Raw genomic sequence first — 21109 nt, forward strand, 5'->3', positions numbered from 1 at the left:
TCGTGAAATCTGATTATGTCCACACTGAGCCAAACCACACAGAGTAACGAACGCGCGTACTGGGGCGGTATTTTTGCCATGACCCTGTGCGTATTTGTCCTGATTGCCTCGGAGTTTATGCCGGTCAGCCTGCTGACGCCCATTGCCCGCGATTTAGGGGTCACCGAGGGTCTGGCCGGCCAGGGGATTGCCATCTCCGGCGCGCTGGCGGTCCTGACCAGCCTGAGCCTGACCCGTATTGCCGGGAATATGAACCGTAAAACGCTTCTGCTGGGTATGACGGCGCTGATGGCGGCGTCCGGGCTGCTTATTGCCTTTGCCTCCAGCTACCTGGTCTATATGGTCGGGCGCGCCCTGATCGGGATTGCCATCGGTGGCTTCTGGTCTATGTCTGCCGCAACGGCCATCCGCCTGGTGCCGCAACATCAGGTCTCCCGTGCGCTGGCGATTTTCAACGGCGGTAATGCCCTGGCAACGGTGGTAGCCGCCCCGCTCGGCAGCTATCTCGGAACCACCATCGGCTGGCGCGGAGCCTTCCTGTGCCTGGTTCCGGTGGCAATGATCGCGTTCATCTGGCAGTGCTTTAGCCTGCCGAAGATGGAGAATGACCGGGCGGCACAGGGTACGGTATTGCGCCTTTTCCGCCAGCCTGTGGTGCGCGTGGGCCTGTTAGCCTGCGGCCTGTTCTTTATGGGACAGTTCGCGTTATTCACCTACGTGCGCCCATTCCTCGAAACCGTCACCCAGGTCAGCGCCTCCGGCTTGTCGCTGATCCTGCTTACCATCGGTATCGCGGGATTTGTTGGCACGCTGATTATCGCCGCCTTTTTAAATGCACGCTTTTACCAGACGTTAATGGCGATTCCCCTGCTGATGGCCATCATTGCCGGAGTGTTGATCCTGACCGGGCACAGCGTCTGGATCGTCGCCCTGCTGTTGGGTCTCTGGGGTCTGCTGGCAACCGCAGCGCCAACGGGATGGTGGACGTGGCTCGCCCGTACTCTGCCCGAGGATGCAGAGGCCGGCGGTGGACTGATGGTGGCGGTGATCCAGCTCTCTATCGCCCTGGGCTCCACGGCGGGTGGCATGGTGTTCGATAACGTTGGCTGGCAAAGCACCTTTGGCATGAGTGCTATTTTGCTGCTAAGCGCGGTCGTGCTGACGTTTTTCACGGCACGTAAGCGCTGAACATCAGGAGGCCAGCGTGCCTTTCCCTGTGCGTAACGACTGCGGTGGAATATCGTATCCGCGCATAAAGACATTGCGCATATGACGTCGGTCCCGGAAGCCTGACTCACGGGCGATCACCTCCAGCGGTAAGCGGCTCTTCTCAATCATCAGTCGTGCAGCCTCAAGCCGCAATCGTTCTATCACCCGCGCCGGGGATTTACCCGTTTCATTTAAAAACAGGCGATTGAGCTGACGGGCACTCAGATGTACAGCATGGGCAAGATGCTCAACGGTAAGCGTTTTGCTCAGATTTTGCCGGACATACTCAATCGCCAGCTGCAGGCGGTCGCTTTTAGGGGATATGGCAAGCAGCTCTGAATGCTGGCGCTGCCCTCCCGTCCGGCGCTGATTCATGACCATACGGTGGGCAATATTGCGTGCAACATCGGTACCCTGATCTTTTTCAACCATCGCCAGGACCATATCAAACCCGGCGGTCATGCCAGCCGACGTCCAGATCTGATCGTCGATAATGTAGATCAGGTCCTCTTCGGTTCGTATGGTGGGGTGAAGGACTTTCAGGCTGTGGGTATAAGCCCAGTGTGTCGTGGCGCGTTTCTCCTGCAATAGCCCGGCCTGAGCCAGCACGAAGGCACCGGTACAAATTCCGGCAATACGGCGCGCGCCGGACGCATGATTTTGCAAAAAATGTATCACCCCCGCGGTTGCCGGTAAGGCGACGGGGGTGAGTACGCCACCCACAAGCCAGGTATCAACCTGGCTCTCTTCAGACAGAGGCTGGGTGATGACATTTATCCCGTAAGACGAGGCCACCTCTCCTCCCTTTTCTGAATATACCGTGCAGTAGTAGAAGGGTTCGCCTAATACCAGGTTAGCAAATTCAAAAATTGTCAGCGTCGATAACGCAAGAGACTGGAACTGGTCGGAAATAAGGAGCCCTACCCGATGCATGTCATTAATCCTTCTTCAGTAAAATCTTAATCACCCTGTCTATAGTGGGCTCCCAGCCCCCTGGCTGGACGTCTGTTGTCATTATTTTCTCACCCGGAAGATTTACCAAAAAAACGATTCATCAGGCAATACGTTAATTACCTGGCGCGACGCAGTTTTTACTGGATTTAAAACACACCGACGCAAAATGTCCGAAATCGTGCCCGTTTACGTCATTTTCTCTCTGGCGTCTTCACGTAATCTCAATTCATCCCTTACACCCTATCGAGGTGATTTAAATGAGTGATTCAGTGAAAGGAACGGCGGTCGTAACAGGTGCATCAACCGGCATGGGCGCGCTGTATGCTGCCCGGCTTGCAAGAATGGGTTACGACCTGATCATTGTTGCCCGCAATCATAACCGGCTCAATCAGATGGCAAGCCATATCACCGCCGACAGCGAACGTAACGTGGAGGTCGTGGCGGCGGACCTGAACGATCCGCAGCAGCTGGCCGCCCTCGAGGAGAAGCTGCGTAATGATGCGAGCATCACGCTGCTGGTGAATAACGCGGGAATGGGTACCCATACTCAGCTCGTTGATAGTAACGTTGAGCAGATGACGAGCATGATCAACCTGAACGTCATTGCCCTTACCCGACTGACTTACGCCGTGGTTCCCGGCTTCGTTAAGCGTGGCCGGGGTGCCATCATCAATATTGGCTCCATTGTGGGTATCGCGCCTGAAGTGCTGAATGGCGTATATGGCGGCAGTAAAGCCTATGTTCTGGCATTCACCCGCTCTCTGCACCGGGAGTTAGCTGGCAAAGGTATTCAGGTTCAGGCTGTACTGCCCAGCGCAACGGCGACGCCATTCTGGGATAACGGAGGCCTCCCGCTGAGCCAACTTGACCCGGGTATCGTTATGCAGGCCGAAGATATGGTTAATGCGGCGCTGGTCGGGTTCCAGCGCGGGGAGCTTATTACTATCCCTTCGCTGCATGACGAAAACCGTCTTCAGCAGTGGGAGCAGGCGCGTCAGGCGATCATTGAAGACTTCTCTCACAATGTACCTGCGGCGCGCTATCGGCCTTCTTCAAAGGTGTAATGCCTGAAGAAACAGAGTGATCAGTATTTTTCATCGCATATTCACCATCAACTATTCCCCAGGAAAAAATAATGAAAACGAAACTGAGTGTCAGTGCCCTGTTATTAGCGACGCAGGTCACCGCCGCATGGGCAGCGCCCGTACAAAACAGGCCAGAGCCTACTGCCGGGGTGGCTTCATTTCTCAAGGTACTGAACAGCAGCGGCGGAAAACCGATGGAGGCCTTAACCCCGCAGGAAGCGCGCCAGGTGCTGGTCTCAGCCCAGCAAGGGGCTAAACTGCCAGCGGCGCAGGTAAGCGAAAAAACGATTACCGTTCTCGGCAAGCCCCTGAATCTGACGGTGGTAAAGCCCGAAAACAGCGGAACGCAGACGCTGCCTGTGTTCATGTTTTTTCACGGGGGTGGCTGGGTGCTGGGAGACTATCCAACACATGAACGACTGGTCCGGGATCTTGTAAACGCTTCGGGCGCGGCGGCTGTTTTCGTCAATTACGATCCTTCGCCTGAATCCCACTATCCTGTTGCCATCACGCAGGCTTATGAGGCCACGAAATGGGTGGCTGAACACGGCGCAGAAATCGGCGTTGACGGAAAACGCCTGGCGCTGGCAGGAAACAGCGTCGGTGGCAATATGGTGGCTGCCGTCGCGCTGCAGGCAAAACAATTTAACACCCCAGCGATCCGTTATAACGTCATGCTGTGGCCGGTAACGGACGCGCACTTTGATACCGCTTCCTATAATGAATTCGCTGACGGCTATTTTCTTACCCGGAACATGATGAAATGGTTCTGGGATAACTACACCACCTCGGATAAAGAGCGAAATACGATTCTGGCCTCGCCTTTACGCGCGACAGCTGAAGAGCTCAAGGGGCTGCCGCCTACCCTTATTCAGACCGCCGAACTGGACGTGCTGCGTGATGAAGGTGAAGCGTTCGGGCGCAATCTCGATAAGGCGGGGGTGCCGGTTACCGTCACGCGCTATAACGGGTTGATCCATGACTATGGCCTGTTGAATGCCCTGAGCGAAGAACCAGCGGTGAGAACCGCAATCAACCAGGCGGCTTCCCAGCTCAAAATCCATCTGCAGTAATTCCGTGGCCAGCCAGGGTCGCTGGCCTTCATTTACGGTTATGACGGTGACTGAACCGTCTTCTGTTCGGAGCGATATTATGAAGGCGATAGTGCTGAACGCCCCCGGTGGGCTCGATCATATTTCATTAACCGATCTGCCCGATCCTGGACAACCTGGTCCGGGCCAGATCCGCGTGGCAATCCATGCCACCTCTTTAAACTTCCACGACTTACTCGTCGCCAGCGGCAAGGTGCCGACCGCCGATCGGCGCATCCTGATGGCTGACGGCGCGGGCGTGGTAGACGCGACCGGCGAAGGTGTCACTGATTTCAAACCGGGCGACAGGGTGGTATCCACCTTTTTCCCTCAGTGGACAGAAGGTGATGTCATAGCGTCAGTCGGTGACTTCGGGCAGACCCCAGGCGATGGCGCCCAGGGATTTGCCGCGGAATATGTTGTGCGCCCGGCCTCGCATTTTACCCTTGCGCCTGCCGGATGGAGTCATGCTGAAGCCGCCACGCTGACCACCTCTGGCCTGACGGCATGGCGAGCCCTGGTCGTTGATGCAGGATTAAAGGCGGGCGATACGGTCCTGACGTTAGGGACCGGCGGCGTGTCGATTACGGCTCTACAGATAGCCAAAAGTATGGGGGCGAACGTGATTGTCACCTCCTCTTCTGATGAGAAGCTGGCGCGGGTAAAAGCGCTGGGAGCCGATCACGTCATCAATTATCGCTCAACGCCGCAGTGGGGAGAAAGGGTCCGGGAGATCACGGGTGGTCGCGGTGCGGATGTTGTCATTGAACTCGGCGGGCCGGGTACGCTGGCGCAGTCGATAGAAGCAGTGCGCATTGGAGGCCATATTGCTTTGATTGGCGTCCTGACGGGTATGGAAGGCGTTATACCGACCGCGATGCTAATGGCAAAACAGGCCCGTCTTCAGGGGCTGGTGGTCGGCAGCAATCGTATGCAACAGGAGTTTGTCAGAGCCCTGAATCAAACCGGCATCCGTCCCGTCATCTCCGACCGTTTTGAAGGTCTGGCTTCTGTTGGTGAAGCATTCAGTCACATGGCCGGCAGAAAGCACTTCGGGAAAATCACTGTTGAATGGTAGCCAGAGGCGAAAACCCGGTTAACGCTTCTATCGCGGAGAGTAAGATGAACCATTATCAGGCAGCAATCATCGGATTTGGTAAAGCGGGCAAAACGCTGGCGGCGGCGCTGGGCCGCGCTGGCTGGCGTGTGGCGATCGTGGAAAAATCGAAAACCATGTATGGCGGCACCTGCATTAACATCGGCTGTATTCCCACCAAAGCGCTGGTACATGATGCGCAGGCCGCCACTGACTTTACTGAGGCTGCGCAGCGGAAAGCATCAGTGGTTGAATTCCTGCGTGAAAAAAATTATCTCAATCTGGCGAATCTCGAGTCAGTGGATGTCATCGACGGGCAGGCGGAATTTCTTGATCCTCATACGTTGAAAATCACGTCAGGAGAGGCGATCCGCACGCTCAGTGCAGACCGTATTTTCATTAATACCGGCGCTGAAGCCCGCTTCCCACAGATTGAAGGGTTGATCGCCGGGCCACGCATTGTTGACAGCACCGGCATTCTGAATTTATCCAGCCTGCCAGAGCGTCTGGGTATTTTGGGTGGCGGCTATATTGGCGTTGAATTTGCGTCGATGTTTGCGCGTTTCGGCAGCAAAGTCACGCTGTTTGAAACCGCATCGCAATTTCTGGCGCGGGAAGACAGCGACATCAGCGCGGCGGTCGCCACTATCCTGCAGGATCAGGGTGTCACAATAGAGCTGAACGCGGCGGTTGACGCCGTTACCAGCAGCAGTGAGGGCGTTACGCTGCACACCCCGCAGGGCGATCGCCAGATGGATCTCCTGCTGGTCGCCACTGGCCGCCGTCCTGCGACCGGGGCGCTGAAGCTGGAAAATGCCGGAGTCTTAACGGACGCGCGCGGCGCCATCCAGGTTGATAAGAGACTGAAAACCTCGACAGACCACATCTGGGCGATGGGCGATGTCACCGGCGGGCCGCAGTTTACCTATGTCTCCCTCGATGATTACCGCATCGTGCACGATCAGCTGCTGGGTAATGGGACGCGTAACACGGACGATCGGCTGAATATCCCTTATTCGGTATTTATGACCCCTACACTGTCGCGCATCGGCTTAACGGAAGCGCAGGCGCGGGAGCAGGGAAAAAATATTCAGGTGGTGTCACTGCCGGTGGCGGCGATCCCGCGGGCACGCGTTATCAACGATACCCGGGGAATGTTGAAAGCCGTGGTCGATAATGACACTCAGCAGATACTGGGCGTGTCGTTACTGGCTGCAGATTCGCATGAGGTGATCAACATCGTAAAAACGGTCATGGATGCCGGGCTGCCGTACACGGTGCTGCGCGATCAGATCTTCACCCACCCCACCATGAGCGAATCGCTGAACGATCTGTTTGCTCTGGTGAAATAGGCGCTATCCCTCAGACAGGCTGACCTGACGTGATGGCGTCAGCCTGCTTTATACGCCACCCACTCTTGCCAGACATTTTCTGGGTCAATATCGCGGTAGCCGCGCTCTCTGATCATGTCCTTGGCCGCCTCGTCCGGCAGCCGGATGGCCGTAGCGCCATCGCGGATTGCCTCTACCTCTTCCTGTGTTAACGCTCGCCCCAGCTCCTGCTCTTTATCAATCAGGACGACGATTAAGGCGGGCACAAAAACAATCTGCATATTTATAATCCTTTAATATGTTTGCCTGCCTCTTTATCACTGGCTGTTTAGGTATAGTGCCTGAATCGTGAATTTCATCAGGACGGGAGCTTATGACGCTATAAATCCGGCAAGCCACTCTGGCAGATGTGGTGCTGCTCAGTGCGCTGGGATGCAGTACCTATCGTGCTCACTTTACTCATCTGTGGGTGTCAGAGGAATAATTGAATGCCTTTTTAAATGAAACAGGCATGCAATCTCTCTATCTACCTGAAGTGGACATTATTCATTTACGCTGACATTCAGCCTTTTGGCTTCCATCGTAATCAACCTTTGGGCAACCGTCATATCGCCGCCGTGAACACGATCTATCAGGTTCTGGATGAGCGTAACCATCAAAAAACTCTTGTTAGCAGGAGAGAAATCAGTCATATCGATCCCGTTCTCCTGAAGTTCATGATGTGCTGCTCTCTCTGTTTCTTCAACAATTTCAGCCGCTTTCTCGTTCATCCGATCAATATGTGCAAAGACAATACGATTGATCATTTCAATCTGTTCTGGCGTGAAATTTTTTTCCATTATTGTCCCTCGAGAAGGTTAGAAACTTTAAAAATCGGTCATATTGCAACAAATATAATAAATGAATACAGCACCACTGAAATAGTAAGACATTCTTAAGCTTGAAGCGGCCAGCGCCTGCTTTGGCATCTGGCCAGATGATGGCTTAACGCATGGTCAGGCCGCCATCAATGGATATGGACTGGCCTGTCACGTAGGATGACGCATCGCTGGAGAGCCAAAGCACCACATCCGCAATTTCTTCAGCCCTGCCATGACGTTGCATAGGAACGCCCTGCACCATCGCCTCCAGCGCCTCTTTCTGGCCTGAGGCAACCATGGCGTCAACCATCGGGGTCCAGATAAGCCCCGGGCAGACGGCGTTAACGCGAATGTTGCGCGCGGCATACTCGAGCGCAGCACTTTTGGTCAGGCCCAGCACGCCATGCTTGGCGGCGTGGTAGTTAGCGCGTTCTGCACCGCCCACAATCCCGCCGATAGATGAGCAGTTCACGATCACGCCGCTTCCCTGCTTACGCATCTGCTGCAGTTCGTACTTCATGCAGCCCCAGACGCCGCGCAGGTTGACCGCCGTGACGCGGTCGAAATCTTCTGCTGTCGCATCCGCAATCTCTGCCAGCACATTCTGGATCCCGGCGTTGTTGAAGGCGATATCGAGGCGGCCAAAGGTCGCGACGGTCTCTTGCACCATCGCGGCGACGTCATCCAGATCCGCTGCATTGCAGGTCACCGCTTTAGCGGTATAGCCGGAAGCCACCAGCGATTCAGCGGCCTGCGTCACCGCCCCGGCGTTAATATCAGCCAGCACGACGGATGCACCCGCCTCAGCATAGGCCTGGGCGGTGGCGAGACCAATACCCGAAGCGGCTCCGGTCACTAAGGCAATTTTATTATTGAGTGAATAGGTCATAATATTTTTCCTGTTTGAATAGAAGCTGGCTGTCAAAGATGTTTACCGAAGAACGCAGCGAGTTTATCCACCGCCGGAGTGACGTACTGCGGCTTGTCATATAAATCAAAATGCGATGCGCCAGGGATGATCATTAATTCCTTCGGCTGTTTTGCATTATCAAAAGCCTGCTGGCTAAATTTACGAGTTTCTGCTTTTTCGCCCGCAATTAATAATACCGGCCGGGGAGAAATATTCTCCATATGCTCCAGTGGGTAATAGGCCATATGCAGCCCCGGGCTGGTCACGACATAGCGGTTTCGGGCATTCGGATGCGCGCCCCGCGGGGTGAGATAATATTCCGTCGCTTCCCGCACAAAATTCGGCGTACTGGCATCGAAGCTATCCCGCGCCGGGAGGAGCTGTTCAACCTTCAGCGGGGCACCGGCGGCCTCTTTATTTAACTGCGCATCGACGCTTTGCAGTAATTTCAGCCTGTCGGCAGCCGAGACCGGCGCCCCCTCAATACCGTTCCGGGTCGCATCTCCGATGTCGTAGGTCACGACCCCGGCGACCGCTTTCACCCGCAGATCGGTTTGCGCTTCGTGGAGGGTATAACCGCCACCAGCACAGACGCCCAGCGCCCCGATGCGTGCGGCATCAACCTGCGGCAGGCTGCTCAGGTAGCCAATCGCACTGCGAATATCCTGTACCCGGTCTGCCGGGTTTTCCAGGTCACGCGGCAAACCGCCGCTTTCGCCGTAGTGAGAAGCATCATAGGCCAGAGTAATAAATCCGCGCTTTGCCAGCTGTTGGGCGTAAAGACCCGAGGTCTGTTCTTTTACGCCGCCCCAAGGATGAGAAACGACGATGGCGGGGTATTTTTTCGCGCTATCGTAATCAGGCGGCAGGTAGAGATTGGCCGCCATTTTGACATCACCATTCTGAAACGACACTTTCTGTGCGTTCATGGCATTAATACCTTCGGCAACGGTAGTTGGCTGGGATTGTTCAGAATATGCAGCGTTGGCAACAAATAATGATGCCAGCAATAATGAAACTTTAGATAATGACATAACGCCTCCTGTCCGATATTTCTATCAGCATGATTGATCTGTTTTAATGGTAATTTCGTGAACCTTCAGCGTGATGAAAAATATCCACCCGCGCCGTTCAATTTCTTTTCAATTATTTCTTGATTACGCCTGACGGAAATTATTTCTTCCCATCCTTGTTTGCTTGCAAATAAATATACCTGACGTAGTCAACCCAGACCAGCGCGGCCCGTTTCTTGCATTTATAAGCAAAATTCATTAATGTTTTTAAACCTGACTTATCTCCTGTGTCGCGTCCGTGTGAGGAAGAAATGGCTCGTGAGGGTTTCAGCGATTTATTAGCGCTTATTGCGGTAGCGCAAACCGGGAGTTTTACCCGGGCAGCGGCGCAGCTGGGCGTTACCCAGCCCGCCCTGAGCGCCAGCATCCGCGGTCTGGAGGAGCGGCTCGGCGTACGCGTGTTGCTGCGTAGCACGCGTCGGGTATCCCTGACCATGGCGGGGCAACATCTGGTGGACAGGATCGTGCCCGAATTTGCCTACATTGAGAAAGAGCTTGAATCGCTGAACGATCTGCGGGACAAGCCGACCGGCACCCTGCGCATCACCGCCATTGACTATGCCATTCGCCAGGTTTTGTGGCCTAAACTCTCCCCCTTTTTGCAGCAGTATCCCGATATCACCGTTGAGCTGATCAGCGAGTATGCCAGCGTCGATATTGCCGCCAGAGGCTATGACGCCGGTGTCAGATTCGGCATGGAGCTGGCGCAGGACATGATCTCCGTGCGTATCAGTCCGGATGTGAAGAATACGGTGGTCGGATCGGCGGACTATTTTACGCGATTTCCAGTCCCCGTGCGGCCTGAGGCACTCGACCAGCACAGATGCATTCGGCTGCGCACCTCTACTTATGGCGGCCTTTACGACTGGGAATTTACCGAGGGTCAGCGTGAGTTCTCCGTCAGGATCGGCGGCCCCGTCATCTGTAATAACGCTTACGACATTCTCGAAGCTGCAAAAGCAGGATTGGGGCTCGCCTACCTGCCGCAGGATATGGTTCAGCCCTGGCTGGATTCAGGCGAGCTGGTGTCGGTACTCGAAGCATGGTGCCCGCTCTGGCCGGGCTTGCATCTCTATTACCCTAACCGGCGCCAGCATTCCCGGGCCATGACGCTAATGGTTGAAGCGTTGCGTTTCCATGAGAATCAGGCATAACGGCGTGTTTCACGCATAACCGAGGCGGAATATGTCAGGCGAAATCTTCAGGGATATTGTGGCGTTTATTACTATTGCCCGGGAACGCAGTTTTACCCGGGCTGCTGCCGAACTGGGCGTTTCCCAGTCGGCGTTAAGCCATACCATCCGTAATCTGGAGGCGCGGCTGGGGCTACGACTGCTGATCCGCACCACGCGCAGCGTCTCTCCCACCGAGGCCGGGCAGCGCTTGCTTGAGCGGGTATCTCCCCGCTTCGATGTCATTGCCGGGGAACTGGCCTCCCTGAGCGAGCTGGGCAGCAAGATCGCCGGGACGGTCCGCATCACGGCGTCGGATTTCGCCTGGAACACCTTTGTCTGGCCGCGCCTTTCCGCTGCTTTGCTGTACTATCCTGACGTTAAACTGGAGGTATCGAACGATCCGGCCCTGACCGATATTGTTGCCGATCGCTTTGACGCCGGTATCAGGCCAGGCGACAGGATCGGCAAAAATATGGCTTCCGTGCGGGTTTCACCCGACTGGCGAAACGTCATTGTGGCCTCCCCTGATTATCTTTCTGCAAGACAGCTGCCGCTCACGCCGGAGGATTTGGCCCGACACGCCTGCATCAATACCCGCTACTCCATGAAAGAGGGTATCAGCCCCTGGGAACTCAAAAAGGGTGACACCTTGGAGGCTTGTCGTGTCGATGGCCCTTTGATCTTTAACTCGGTATATGCGGCGCTCGATGCAGCTCTGGCGGGATATGGTCTGGCTTTTGTACCGGAAAGCCTCGCCCGCCCCTGGCTGGATCAGGGCCGTCTTCGATCAGTGCTTGAGGCGTGGTGCCCGCTGCGCCAGGGGTTCCACATTTTCTACGCCAGCGAGCGCCAGCTCCTGCCAGCACTCTCGATGATTATTGAGACGTTGCGATACGAGCCAGCAGTCCAGGATGTTACATAGACCCACCGTTCAATGACTGATGACCCGGGAATTATCCCTGGCAGGGTTCATGGCAGAGCAGCGGATAGATCTGCCCCCGCTAAAAACAGCTGCATAGGTCTGGCTCAATCTATCTATGCGCCAACCGTTAACTGCCGCAAAAAGGCGCATGACGTCTTCAGCTAAACGTCATGCGCCGCCTGTGAAGGCATCATCCATATTTAAGCTGAAGATCATCCCTGATATTTCACTGCTGCGCTTGCGTTGCGGCGGTTCAGCCGTGCCAGCGTGACTGCCGGATAATATTGCAGAAGTTAAAAGGAGTGAAACCGGGTTCTTTATCCTTAATAACGTCAGCCTTTACGTTACCGAATGTCGTCTGCGGCTTGTGTTTTATACCGTCATAGAATGCCTGAATAATATCCTCTTTAAATGTTGGCGTACGGGGATACTGCTGCGTAACCGCTTTAATATCTTCTTCTGAGAATTTTTCATAATCGATTCCCAGCACATCCATTTCCACGCCTGCGGTAACCAGGGCTATTTCTGGTGCCATGAACTCAGGTATGCCGGGTGTGGTATGGAGTGCAATGGCTGTCCATACCTTATCAATGTCGGCAGGCGCGATACCATATCCTTCCAGAAAGGTACGCGCTGCATTGGCACCGTCTACTTCAAAACGTTTGTCACAGCTGCAATGCTCATGGGTGAGTCCAATGTCATGGAACATACAGCCAATGTACAGCAGCTCACTGTCTACTTTCAGGCCCCTTTCCTGTCCGGCCAGGGCCGCCCAGTAATAAACCCGGCTTGAATGATTAAACAGCAGCTCTGTTTCGGTGTCCCTGATAAATTCCGTGGCTTCTCTGGCCATACGGCTGTCCGGGACGCTGATACCTTTAATTGCAGAACGCATGAATAACTCCTTAGATGGCTATGGTGTGCCTCTAAATTAGGGTTTATCATTCATGTCTGCTACCGTACTTTTACGACGAATATGGACATCTGGATTTATTCAGACGCCGGGAGAAGAAAATGAGTCATACCATAGCCATACTGGCGGTACCGGGCGTGCAGTTGCTTGATGTAGGCGGGCCTATAGATGTTTTTGCTGAGGCTAACAGAATCCTGGGACGTCAATTTTACCGTCTGTATGTCGTTTCCGTCAGTGGCTCTGCTGTACAGGCCTCGTCCGGCGTCAGGCTTACGGCAGATTTTTCACTCACGGATATTTCAGAACTCGTTCCTGATACGTTTCTCATTGCGGGCGCACCAGGTATGTCTGGTTATACGCCAGAGAGCAATGTCCTGGCGGGTATTACCGACTTATGCGAAAAAAGTGAGCGGTTTGGATCCGTATGTACTGGCGCGCTGCTGCTGGCGCTTACCGGAAAACTCAACGGTAAGCAGGTCACCACCCACTGGAATTGTGCGGAACTGCTTTCTATCAGACATCCTGAAATAGTTGTGGAAAGCGATGCGCTGTTTATCGCCGATGGTAGGGTGCGTACTGCCGCCGGTGTGACATCCGGCCTCGATCTGGCACTCAGGCTGGTAGAAGAAGATCTGGGTCGGGAAATTGCGGCCGAGGTTGCGGATCAGTTAGTGATGTTCTTTCGTCGGCCTGTTAATCAGTCTCACTTTGTCAGACGAAGCCAACTTTCCCTGAACGGGCGCTCAGCGCTCCAGGATCTTCAGCGTTGGGCAATTCAGAATATTAAAGAGATTGGCTCGGTTTCCATGTTGGCGCAATACATCAACCTTAGTGAGAGGCACCTTACGCGTATATTTCGCCAGGAGATCGGTTTGACCCCGGCTCAATGGCTGGAGCGCGAACGTGTGTCGAAAGCGCGCTTGCTGATTGAAAAAGAGAAGCTGCCCGCGAAAAAAATAGCCGCAGAATGCGGTTTCTCAGGTCCGGATGTCATGCGGCGTGTGTTCAGTCGACTCACAGGCATGACGCCTGCCGCCTATCGGAAGATGGTAGGCCAACAGGAAGACTTCCCCACCAAAGTTTGCCCTAAACTCACTGAATAACGGCTCTGTTGTTAACTCACCCGACAAAGGACACCTGCATCATGCTAAAAATCCTCGGCAAAACCACCTCCATTAACGTGCGCAAAGTGCTCTGGACCTGTGAAGAAGTAGGTCTGGACTATCTGCAGGAAGATTACGGCAGCGGCTTTGCCTCAACGGAAACGGATGCCTTCCGCGCGCTGAACCCGAATGCGATGGTGCCGGTGCTGATCGACAATGATTTCGTGCTCTGGGAATCCAATGCCATTTGCCGCTATCTGGCGCGTAAGGCCGGGCGCGACGACCTTCTCCCGACAGATCCGCAGGCCTGCGCTAACGTCGAACGCTGGATGGACTGGCAGGCTTCGGAATTTAACAACGCCTGGCGGTATGTTTTCCCGGCCCTGGGGCGTAAAAACCCGGACTTTAACGATCCGGCGCGAATTGCCGCAGGAATTAAAGAGTGGAACCACCATATCGCGATCCTTGAGCAGCAGCTGCAACGCACCGGGGCATGGGTGGCGGGCGACATTTTTACCCTGGCCGATGTGGTACTGGGGCTGTCGGTGAACCGCTGGAAGATGACCCCTTTTGAGCATCCACCGGTGCCCGCTATCGAGGCCTGGTTTGAACGTTTAAATCAGCGCCCGGCGTTTTTGCGCCACGGAAATAATGGCATGCTTTGAGCATAATGCACCGGGTAAATAAGCACTTTGTTATCAAGGTTATTTTATTTAATTACTTAATTCTCGCCCACCTCCGGTGCCTTAATAATTAAGTACTATCCTGGACAATCCATGACCAGGCTTTGCTAGCCTGATTATTCAGGCAAAGCTCAAACCGGAGGTATTCTTTGCTGATTAAACTTAAGAAAGAACGAACCCATCAGGAGGATCGTCGTCTTGCCCTGTGGCTGGCGACCTCCGCAGGATTGCTGAATGCCATTGCGCTGGGGGCTTTCGGCTTCTTTCCTTCCCATATGACAGGTAATACCTCACAATTTTCCAGCGAAGTTTCCTCAACGGATCTGAACGATATTATTTTCTTCGCCACCATTATTTTGTCGTTTGTAACCGGGGCAATTATTGCGCGGATTATTGTCTTATGGGGCATCATGCACAATGTGCGGCTCATTTTTTGTCAGGTTTTGTTTATTGAAGGGTTATTACTGGCCGGCGTCTCTCTGCATGAAATCTATTTTCATACCTTCACGACTAACCGGGAAATTATTGTTTTTCTCTGCGGGCTGATGGGTATTCATAATTCCACCTCCACTCAACTTTCCGGCGGGCGGGTACGCTCCACCCATATTACCGGCACGTTAACCGACGCAGGCATTTCGCTGGCCTCCGTGGTGGTGGCGATGCTACGCCGCGACTACTCCAAAGATACCGCCGCACAAACCAGCCAGCTGACAACCCATCTCACCACCCTTTTCTCGTTTATCACGGGAGGGATTGCCGGGCTGGTCCTGTTCAGGTGGTTTGGGTTTACTGCGATGCTGGCCCTGGGCGTAATGCTGGTTTTCGTCGCCACCTTCTCCATCATCAGCACCTCGCTGCGCGTGCGAAAGGTCCGTGCTGCGCTCAGCAAATAACAGACTCCACTTTTCATTAAGTGACGGTGTCACTTAATGAAATTATCTTTAAGACTATTCTGCCTGCCAGTATCCAGCCCTTACCCCATAAGGCTTAACCTCATATACCCACAATATTCATAAGGTTAGAGATAATACCGCTTCGCTGGAACCCTTCCCAAACCCTTGCTATAGCTCCAGTACCCCTGCCAAAACATGGCATAACAACAGGCAACCGGTGGTTGCTATAACGCATGCGCACAGGGAGACACACTGCAATGCATCCATTACTCAAACGCTCGCTGCTTTTTGTCGGCGCCATTATTGTGGTCGTCGCCCTCCTCGTCTGGGGAATTGGGCTGGAGACGATCAAAGCGCGCCAGGTTGACCTGGTCTATCTCGGGCAACAGCATCTGATTTTAGTCTTCTCATCCATGTTCTTCGCCCTGCTGGTCGGTATCCCCAGCGGTATCTTGCTGAGCCGTCCGGCCGCGCGTGGTATCGCCGAATACGTCATGCAGATTTTTAACGTCGGCAACACCCTGCCGCCGCTGGCGGTTCTGGCCCTGGCAATGGTGGTGATTGGCATCGGCGATACGCCTGCCATTATCGCCCTGTTCCTCGCCTCGCTGCTGCCGATTGTGCGTAACACCTACGCCGGACTGTGCTCGGTTCCGGCATCGTTACTGGAAGCGGCAAACGGCATCGGGATGACCAAATGGCAGCGTCTGCGCCAGGTGGAGCTGCCTAACGCCTGGCCGGTGATGCTCTCCGGTATTCGTATCGCCACCGCCATTAACGTCGGTACCGCACCGCTGGCCTTCCTGATTGGCGCCAGCAGCTACGGCGAGCTGATTTTCCCCGGCATCTACCTGAATGATTTCCCGACGCTGATCCTGGGTGCGGCGGCCACCGCCCTGTTCGCCCTGATTCTGGATACGCTGCTGGCGGCGCTGGGCCGTCTGATGAGCCCGCATCTCGCACGATAACAATAATAAGGAGCTTCTATGAGACTGTTTACCGGCCTGGCGGCGCTCTGTACCGCCGCGCTCTTTACCAGCCAGGCGCTCGCAGCGCCCCTGATCCTGGCGACCAAGAGCTTTACCGAACAGCATATTCTCTCGGCGATGACCGTGCAGTATCTGCAAAAGAAAGGGTTTGAGGTTAGGCCGCAGACCAACATTGCCACCGTCATTTCCCGCAACGCGATGATCAACAAGCAGATCGATATGACCTGGGAGTACACCGGCACCTCGCTGATCATCTTTAACCACATCAATAAACGCATGTCGCCAGAGGAGTCTTACGAGACGGTGAAACGCCTGGATGCGAAGCACGGACTGGTGTGGCTCAAACCTGCTGACATGAACAACACCTACGCCTTTGCCATGCAGCGTAAGCGCGCCGAGGCTGAAAATATCAACACCATGTCAGAGCTGGTGGCGAAGATTGAGCAGGTGCGCAAAACCGACCCGGATAACAACTGGATGCTGGGTCTGGATCTGGAGTTCTCCGGGCGCAGCGATGGCATGAAGCCGCTGCAGGCGGCCTACAACATGGAGCTTGATCGCCCGCAAATTCGCCAGATGGATCCCGGCCTGGTCTATAACGCGGTGCGCGACGGCTTTGTCGATGCCGGGCTGGTTTACACCACTGACGGACGCGTAAAAGGTTTCGACCTGAAGGTGCTGGAAGATGACAAAGGCTTCTTCCCGAGCTACGCGGTGACCCCGGTGGTGCGCAAGGATACGCTGGAAGCCAACCCGGGGCTGGAAGAGGCGCTGAATACCCTCTCCGCCCAGCTTAATAACGACGTCATCACCGAGCTGAACAAGAAGGTGGATATCGATCATCAGTCACCGCAGCAGGTCGCCCGTGATTTCCTGCGTAGCAAGCAGCTGCTGTAAGGAGGCGCTATGGATACCATTCATTACATCCTTGAGAACTGGGGTTACATCATGACCCTGACCTTCCAGCACCTGTGGCTGGTGGCGCTGGCGGTGGGCTTGGCAATTATTATCGGCGTTCCGCTGGGCATTCTGATTGTCCGTCACAAATGGCTGGCGACGCCGGTGCTGGGGATTGCCACCATCGTGCTGACCATCCCGTCTATTGCTCTGTTCGGCCTGATGATCCCACTCTTTTCTATGATCGGTCAGGGTATTGGCGCCCTGCCCGCAATTACCGCAGTCTTTCTCTACTCGCTGCTGCCGATTGTGCGTAACACCCACACCGCGCTCGACAGCCTGCCACCGGGCCTTCGCGAAGCGGGTCGCGGCATCGGCATGACCTTCTGGCAACGCCTGCGCTGGGTAGAAATTCCCATGGCGCTGCCGGTGATTTTTGGCGGCATCCGCACCGCGGTCGTAATGAATATCGGCGTGATGGCCATTGCCGCCGTCATCGGCGCGGGCGGGCTTGGCCTGCTGCTGCTAAACGGCATCGGCGGGAGTGATATTCGTATGCTGATTGCCGGCGCGCTGATGATTTGTCTTTTAGCGATTGTGCTCGACTGGTTACTGCACCGTCTGCAGATCGTTCTGACTCCAAAGGGGATTCGATAATGATAAAACTGGAAAACCTCACCAAACAATTTTCACAGAAGCACGGCCAGACTTTTAAGGCCGTAGATAACGTCAACCTGAACGTGCCCGAAGGGGAGATGTGCGTCCTGCTCGGCCCGTCCGGCTGCGGCAAAACCACCACCCTGAAGATGATTAACCGGCTGATTACTCCGAGCAGCGGCACCATCCAGATTAATGGCCAGGACACCAGCGAGATGGACACCGTGACCCTGCGCCGCAACATCGGCTACGTGATCCAGCAGATTGGCCTGTTCCCGAACATGACCATCGAAGAGAACATCACCGTCGTACCGCGCATGTTGGGCTGGGATAAAGCCCGCTGTAAAACCCGCGCCGAAGAGCTGATGGATATGGTGGCAATGGATCCGCATAAGTTCCTCAACCGCTACCCGCGGGAGATGTCCGGCGGTCAGCAGCAGCGTATCGGCGTGATCCGCGCCCTGGCAGCGGATCCTCCGGTACTGCTGATGGATGAGCCTTTCGGTGCGGTGGACCCGATTAACCGCGAGGTGATCCAGAACCAGTTCCTTGAGATGCAGCGCAAGCTGAAAAAAACGGTGATGCTGGTGAGCCACGACATCGACGAGGCGCTGAAGCTGGGGGATCGTATCGCCGTCTTCCGCCAGGGGCGCATTGTCCAGTGCGCCAGCCCGGACGAACTGCTGGCGAAACCGGCCAATGAATTTGTCGGCTCGTTCGTTGGCCAGGACCGCACCCTGAAGCGTCTGCTGCTGGTCTCCGCGGGCGATGTCACGGATCAACAGCCAACCCTGACCGTGCGACCAGCCACGCCGCTGCCGGAAGCCTTCGCCATCATGGACGACAACGACATTCGCGCCGTCACCGTGGTGGATGAAAACGGCAAACCGCTGGGCTTTGTGAAGCGCCGGGAAGCGCGCAATGCCACCGGCACCTGCGCCGATCTGCTCCACCCGTTCCGCATGACCGGCAAAGCGGAGGACAACCTGCGCGTGGTGCTGTCGCGTCTGTATGAGAGCAACACCAGCTGGATGCCGATTGTCGATGAAGAGGGGCGCTATAACGGCGAAATTTCTCAGGACTATATTGCGGAATACTTAAGCTCCGGCCGCACGCGCCGGGCGCTGAATATTCACAGCGACAGTTAATATTGTAAGCCGGGCATTGCCCGGCTCTTCGCATTGCTAACCCCGCGTTTTCCCGTCAAAATATTGTATCTTCCCCATTTACGCGTAACCCATGCATCGACTCCATGCTTACCCTGACATCCGCGCGATGTTTCGCCGGTTGCTGATTGCCAGCGTCACCGGCGTGCTGGCGGCACTGGCCGTGGCCCTGTTCCGCCATGCTCTCTATTTACTGGAGTGGCTGTTTCTGAGTAACGAAAGCGGCAGTCTGGTGAATGCCGCCAGCGTCCTGTCGCCCTGGCGACGCGTCCTGACGCCTGCTCTCGGCGGGCTGGCTGCCGGGCTGCTGCTGTGGGGATGGCAGAAAATGACCGCCCAGCGGCCCCATGCCCCCACCGACTATATGGAGGCGCTGGAGACAGGCGACGGACAGTTTGACTACGCCGCCAGCCTGGTCAAATCCCTGGCGTCGCTGCTGGTCGTCGCCAGCGGCAGCGCCATTGGCCGGGAAGGGGCGATGATCCTGCTGGCCGCCCTCGCCGCCTCCTTTTTCGCCCAGCGCTTTACCCCCAAAACGGAATGGAAACTGTGGATTGCCTGCGGTGCCGCCGCCGGGATGGCCAGCGCCTACCATGCCCCGTTAGCCGGAAGCCTGTTCATCGCCGAGATCTTATTTGGCACCCTGATGCTGGCCTCGCTCGGCCCGGTAGTAATTGCCGCCGTGGTCGCCCTGCTCACCACCCGTCTGCTCAGCCCCGGCGCGAATACGCTGTATGAGGTACACCTCAGCGACACGCTGACCGGGGTGGATTATTCATTGATTGTGGGAATGGGCCTGCTGGCGGGCATCTGTGGCCCGGCGCTGATGTGGCTTATGGCCTTCAGCCATTCCCTGTTTCTGCGCCTGAAGCTCTCTCCACCGTGGCAGCTTGCGCTGGGTGGCCTCATCGTTGGTCTGCTGTCGCTGCTGACACCTAAGGTCTGGGGGAATGGCTACAGCGTGGTACAGGGGTTCCTGCTGGCGCCGCCGCTGCTGTCGGTCATTGCGGGGGTATTTATCTGCAAGTTGCTGGCGGTTCTGGCCAGCAGCGGCTCGGGCGCACCAGGTGGGGTTTTTACGCCAACGCTGTTTGTCGGCATGGCGACCGGCATGCTGTTTGCCCAGCTCTTTATGCTGTGGTTGCCCGGCTCTGAAACCGCGATTTTGCTGGGGCTGGCAGGGATGGCGACGCTGCTCGCCGCCACGACGCACGCGCCAATCATGTCGGCGCTGATGGTCTGTGAAATGACCGGGCAGTACGTTCTGCTGCCCGGTTTGCTGATTGCCTGTGTGGTGGCGTCCGTGCTGTCGCGAACGTTACGCCATGATTCGATCTACGGTCAGCACCCGGCCGAAAGCAGAGAGGTCGATATACTGCGCTAGCTCACGCTGTTCGGCGCGCGGCAGGTACGGCAGTTCACCCACCAGCGGTGCAGGCAGCTTTTTGCTTAACACATCAATAATTTCGGCATAGTGCGCCAGGCCCGGATTGATGCGGTTCGCTACCCATCCTACCAGCGGCAGGCCGTCGTTGGCGATAGCTTGTGCGGTCAGCAGGGCATGGTTGATACAGCCCTCCTGAATACCGACCACCATCAGCACCGGCAGTTGCTCCTGCACCACCCATTCTGACAGCGGGCGCAGATCGTTCATCAGGCTGCGCCAGCCGCCGGTCCCTTCGACCACCACGTGATCCACTTTTTCGCTCAGGCTGGCAAGCCCGTTCGATAACAGGGTGTAATTCACCAGCCCGCTGTGCGCCACGCTGCTCTCATCTTCGCTAAGCGCAATGGGATTAATGGCATGATAAGGAAGTTCTAAAGAGGAGACGCTTTGCAGCACCAGCGCATCTTTATTGCGCAATCCCTCTGGCGTCTCTTTACTCCCTTTGGCTACCGGTTTGTACCCTGCAACACGCTTTCCGCTGGCCATCATGGCTTGCAGCAAGGCGCGGGACACCACCGTCTTGCCGACGGAGGTATCAGTACCCGTTACAAAGAAACGCTTAAGCATCACTTACTCCACCGTTATGCTCTGAAAATATAAATGAAGGAAATAATTCAGTGGAGGAAGTCTAAGGCATGCGCTATCTGCCCGGTTT

Annotated in this window: 22 protein-coding genes; 15 read left to right on the plus strand and 7 right to left on the minus strand. The window is 55.6% G+C overall.

What is annotated here, in order from left to right:
- Nucleotides 1–15: 15 nt before the first annotated feature.
- A complete protein-coding gene (locus DVA43_RS07310) occupies nucleotides 16–1188 on the plus strand; it encodes an MFS transporter (protein ID WP_114315114.1) in 1173 nt (390 codons plus the stop codon).
- Between the two features lie 3 nt (nucleotides 1189–1191).
- Here DVA43_RS07310 and DVA43_RS07315 read toward each other — a convergent pair whose 3' ends face one another.
- Nucleotides 1192–2142 carry a GlxA family transcriptional regulator gene (locus DVA43_RS07315; protein WP_114315115.1) on the minus strand — a complete coding sequence of 317 codons (951 nt, stop codon included), beginning with the start codon at nucleotides 2140–2142 and terminating at the stop codon, nucleotides 1192–1194.
- Between the two features lie 278 nt (nucleotides 2143–2420).
- On the opposite strand from DVA43_RS07315, the gene DVA43_RS07320 reads away from it, so the two are divergent.
- The 4 genes from DVA43_RS07320 to rclA all read left to right on the plus strand — a co-directional run bounded on the left by DVA43_RS07320 (nucleotide 2421) and on the right by rclA (nucleotide 6787).
- Nucleotides 2421–3227 carry an SDR family oxidoreductase gene (locus tag DVA43_RS07320; protein WP_114315116.1) on the plus strand — a complete coding sequence of 269 codons (807 nt, stop codon included), beginning with the start codon at nucleotides 2421–2423 and terminating at the stop codon, nucleotides 3225–3227.
- Between the two features lie 71 nt (nucleotides 3228–3298).
- Complete coding sequence (locus DVA43_RS07325) at nucleotides 3299–4321, plus strand: alpha/beta hydrolase (RefSeq protein ID WP_114315117.1); 1023 nt, start codon at nucleotides 3299–3301, stop codon at nucleotides 4319–4321.
- 79 nt (nucleotides 4322–4400) lie between these two features.
- Entirely contained in the window at nucleotides 4401–5417 is a 1017-nt protein-coding gene (locus tag DVA43_RS07330) for an NAD(P)-dependent alcohol dehydrogenase (protein WP_114317094.1), read from the plus strand.
- Nucleotides 5418–5461: 44 nt separating this feature from the next.
- The gene (gene rclA, locus DVA43_RS07335) at nucleotides 5462–6787 is read left to right on the plus strand and encodes a reactive chlorine resistance oxidoreductase RclA (RefSeq protein WP_114317095.1); all 1326 of its coding nucleotides are present in this window, start codon (nucleotides 5462–5464) and stop codon (nucleotides 6785–6787) included.
- 38 nt (nucleotides 6788–6825) lie between these two features.
- Here rclA and DVA43_RS07340 read toward each other — a convergent pair whose 3' ends face one another.
- The 4 genes from DVA43_RS07340 to DVA43_RS07355 form a co-directional block, all read right to left on the minus strand.
- Nucleotides 6826–7047 (minus strand): hypothetical protein, encoded by a 222-nt coding sequence (locus DVA43_RS07340; RefSeq protein ID WP_114315118.1) that lies wholly within the window; start codon nucleotides 7045–7047, stop codon nucleotides 6826–6828.
- Nucleotides 7048–7308: 261 nt separating this feature from the next.
- Nucleotides 7309–7605: a nitroreductase gene (locus DVA43_RS07345; protein ID WP_114315119.1), complete on the minus strand. Its 297-nt coding sequence runs from the start codon at nucleotides 7603–7605 to the stop codon at nucleotides 7309–7311.
- A gap of 145 nt (nucleotides 7606–7750) precedes the next feature.
- Nucleotides 7751–8515: an SDR family NAD(P)-dependent oxidoreductase gene (locus tag DVA43_RS07350; RefSeq protein ID WP_114315120.1), complete on the minus strand. Its 765-nt coding sequence runs from the start codon at nucleotides 8513–8515 to the stop codon at nucleotides 7751–7753.
- A gap of 32 nt (nucleotides 8516–8547) precedes the next feature.
- Complete coding sequence (locus DVA43_RS07355; RefSeq protein WP_114315121.1) at nucleotides 8548–9570, minus strand: alpha/beta hydrolase; 1023 nt, start codon at nucleotides 9568–9570, stop codon at nucleotides 8548–8550.
- Nucleotides 9571–9860: 290 nt separating this feature from the next.
- Here DVA43_RS07355 and DVA43_RS07360 point away from each other — a divergent pair, with 290 nt between their 5' ends.
- The gene (locus DVA43_RS07360) at nucleotides 9861–10763 is read left to right on the plus strand and encodes a LysR family transcriptional regulator (protein ID WP_114315122.1); all 903 of its coding nucleotides are present in this window, start codon (nucleotides 9861–9863) and stop codon (nucleotides 10761–10763) included.
- A gap of 31 nt (nucleotides 10764–10794) precedes the next feature.
- Nucleotides 10795–11706: a LysR family transcriptional regulator gene (locus DVA43_RS07365; protein WP_114315123.1), complete on the plus strand. Its 912-nt coding sequence runs from the start codon at nucleotides 10795–10797 to the stop codon at nucleotides 11704–11706.
- A 253-nt stretch (nucleotides 11707–11959) separates the two neighbouring features.
- Here DVA43_RS07365 and DVA43_RS07370 read toward each other — a convergent pair whose 3' ends face one another.
- The gene (locus DVA43_RS07370; RefSeq protein ID WP_114315124.1) at nucleotides 11960–12601 is read right to left on the minus strand and encodes an HD domain-containing protein; all 642 of its coding nucleotides are present in this window, start codon (nucleotides 12599–12601) and stop codon (nucleotides 11960–11962) included.
- A 119-nt stretch (nucleotides 12602–12720) separates the two neighbouring features.
- Here DVA43_RS07370 and DVA43_RS07375 point away from each other — a divergent pair, with 119 nt between their 5' ends.
- The 8 genes from DVA43_RS07375 to clcB all read left to right on the plus strand — a co-directional run bounded on the left by DVA43_RS07375 (nucleotide 12721) and on the right by clcB (nucleotide 20391).
- Complete coding sequence (locus DVA43_RS07375; protein WP_114315125.1) at nucleotides 12721–13722, plus strand: GlxA family transcriptional regulator; 1002 nt, start codon at nucleotides 12721–12723, stop codon at nucleotides 13720–13722.
- Nucleotides 13723–13763: 41 nt separating this feature from the next.
- A complete protein-coding gene (locus tag DVA43_RS07380; RefSeq protein ID WP_114315126.1) occupies nucleotides 13764–14387 on the plus strand; it encodes a glutathione S-transferase family protein in 624 nt (207 codons plus the stop codon).
- A gap of 167 nt (nucleotides 14388–14554) precedes the next feature.
- Nucleotides 14555–15298 carry a YoaK family protein gene (locus tag DVA43_RS07385; RefSeq protein WP_114315127.1) on the plus strand — a complete coding sequence of 248 codons (744 nt, stop codon included), beginning with the start codon at nucleotides 14555–14557 and terminating at the stop codon, nucleotides 15296–15298.
- Between the two features lie 257 nt (nucleotides 15299–15555).
- Nucleotides 15556–16266 (plus strand): osmoprotectant ABC transporter permease OsmY, encoded by a 711-nt coding sequence (gene osmY / locus DVA43_RS07390; RefSeq protein WP_103824508.1) that lies wholly within the window; start codon nucleotides 15556–15558, stop codon nucleotides 16264–16266.
- An 18-nt stretch (nucleotides 16267–16284) separates the two neighbouring features.
- Nucleotides 16285–17184, plus strand: coding sequence for an osmoprotectant ABC transporter substrate-binding protein OsmX (gene osmX, locus DVA43_RS07395; protein WP_114315128.1), 900 nt, complete (start codon nucleotides 16285–16287; stop codon nucleotides 17182–17184).
- Between the two features lie 9 nt (nucleotides 17185–17193).
- Nucleotides 17194–17841, plus strand: a complete 648-nt coding sequence (gene osmW / locus DVA43_RS07400) for an osmoprotectant ABC transporter permease OsmW (protein ID WP_114315129.1) — start codon at nucleotides 17194–17196, stop codon at nucleotides 17839–17841.
- Complete coding sequence (osmV, locus tag DVA43_RS07405; RefSeq protein ID WP_103824510.1) at nucleotides 17841–18989, plus strand: osmoprotectant ABC transporter ATP-binding protein OsmV; 1149 nt, start codon at nucleotides 17841–17843, stop codon at nucleotides 18987–18989. The genes osmW and osmV overlap by 1 nt, the downstream gene beginning before the upstream one ends.
- A gap of 91 nt (nucleotides 18990–19080) precedes the next feature.
- Complete coding sequence (gene clcB / locus DVA43_RS07410) at nucleotides 19081–20391, plus strand: voltage-gated ClC-type chloride channel ClcB (protein WP_114315130.1); 1311 nt, start codon at nucleotides 19081–19083, stop codon at nucleotides 20389–20391.
- On the opposite strand, the gene bioD is transcribed toward clcB, so the two are convergent.
- The gene (bioD, locus tag DVA43_RS07415; RefSeq protein WP_114315131.1) at nucleotides 20326–21021 is read right to left on the minus strand and encodes a dethiobiotin synthase; all 696 of its coding nucleotides are present in this window, start codon (nucleotides 21019–21021) and stop codon (nucleotides 20326–20328) included. The genes clcB and bioD overlap by 66 nt on opposite strands.
- Nucleotides 21022–21109 lie beyond the last annotated feature (88 nt).

This window comes from Leclercia sp. W6 (assembly GCF_003336345.1).
In the GTDB taxonomy this organism is placed as follows: Bacteria; Pseudomonadota; Gammaproteobacteria; order Enterobacterales; family Enterobacteriaceae; genus Enterobacter.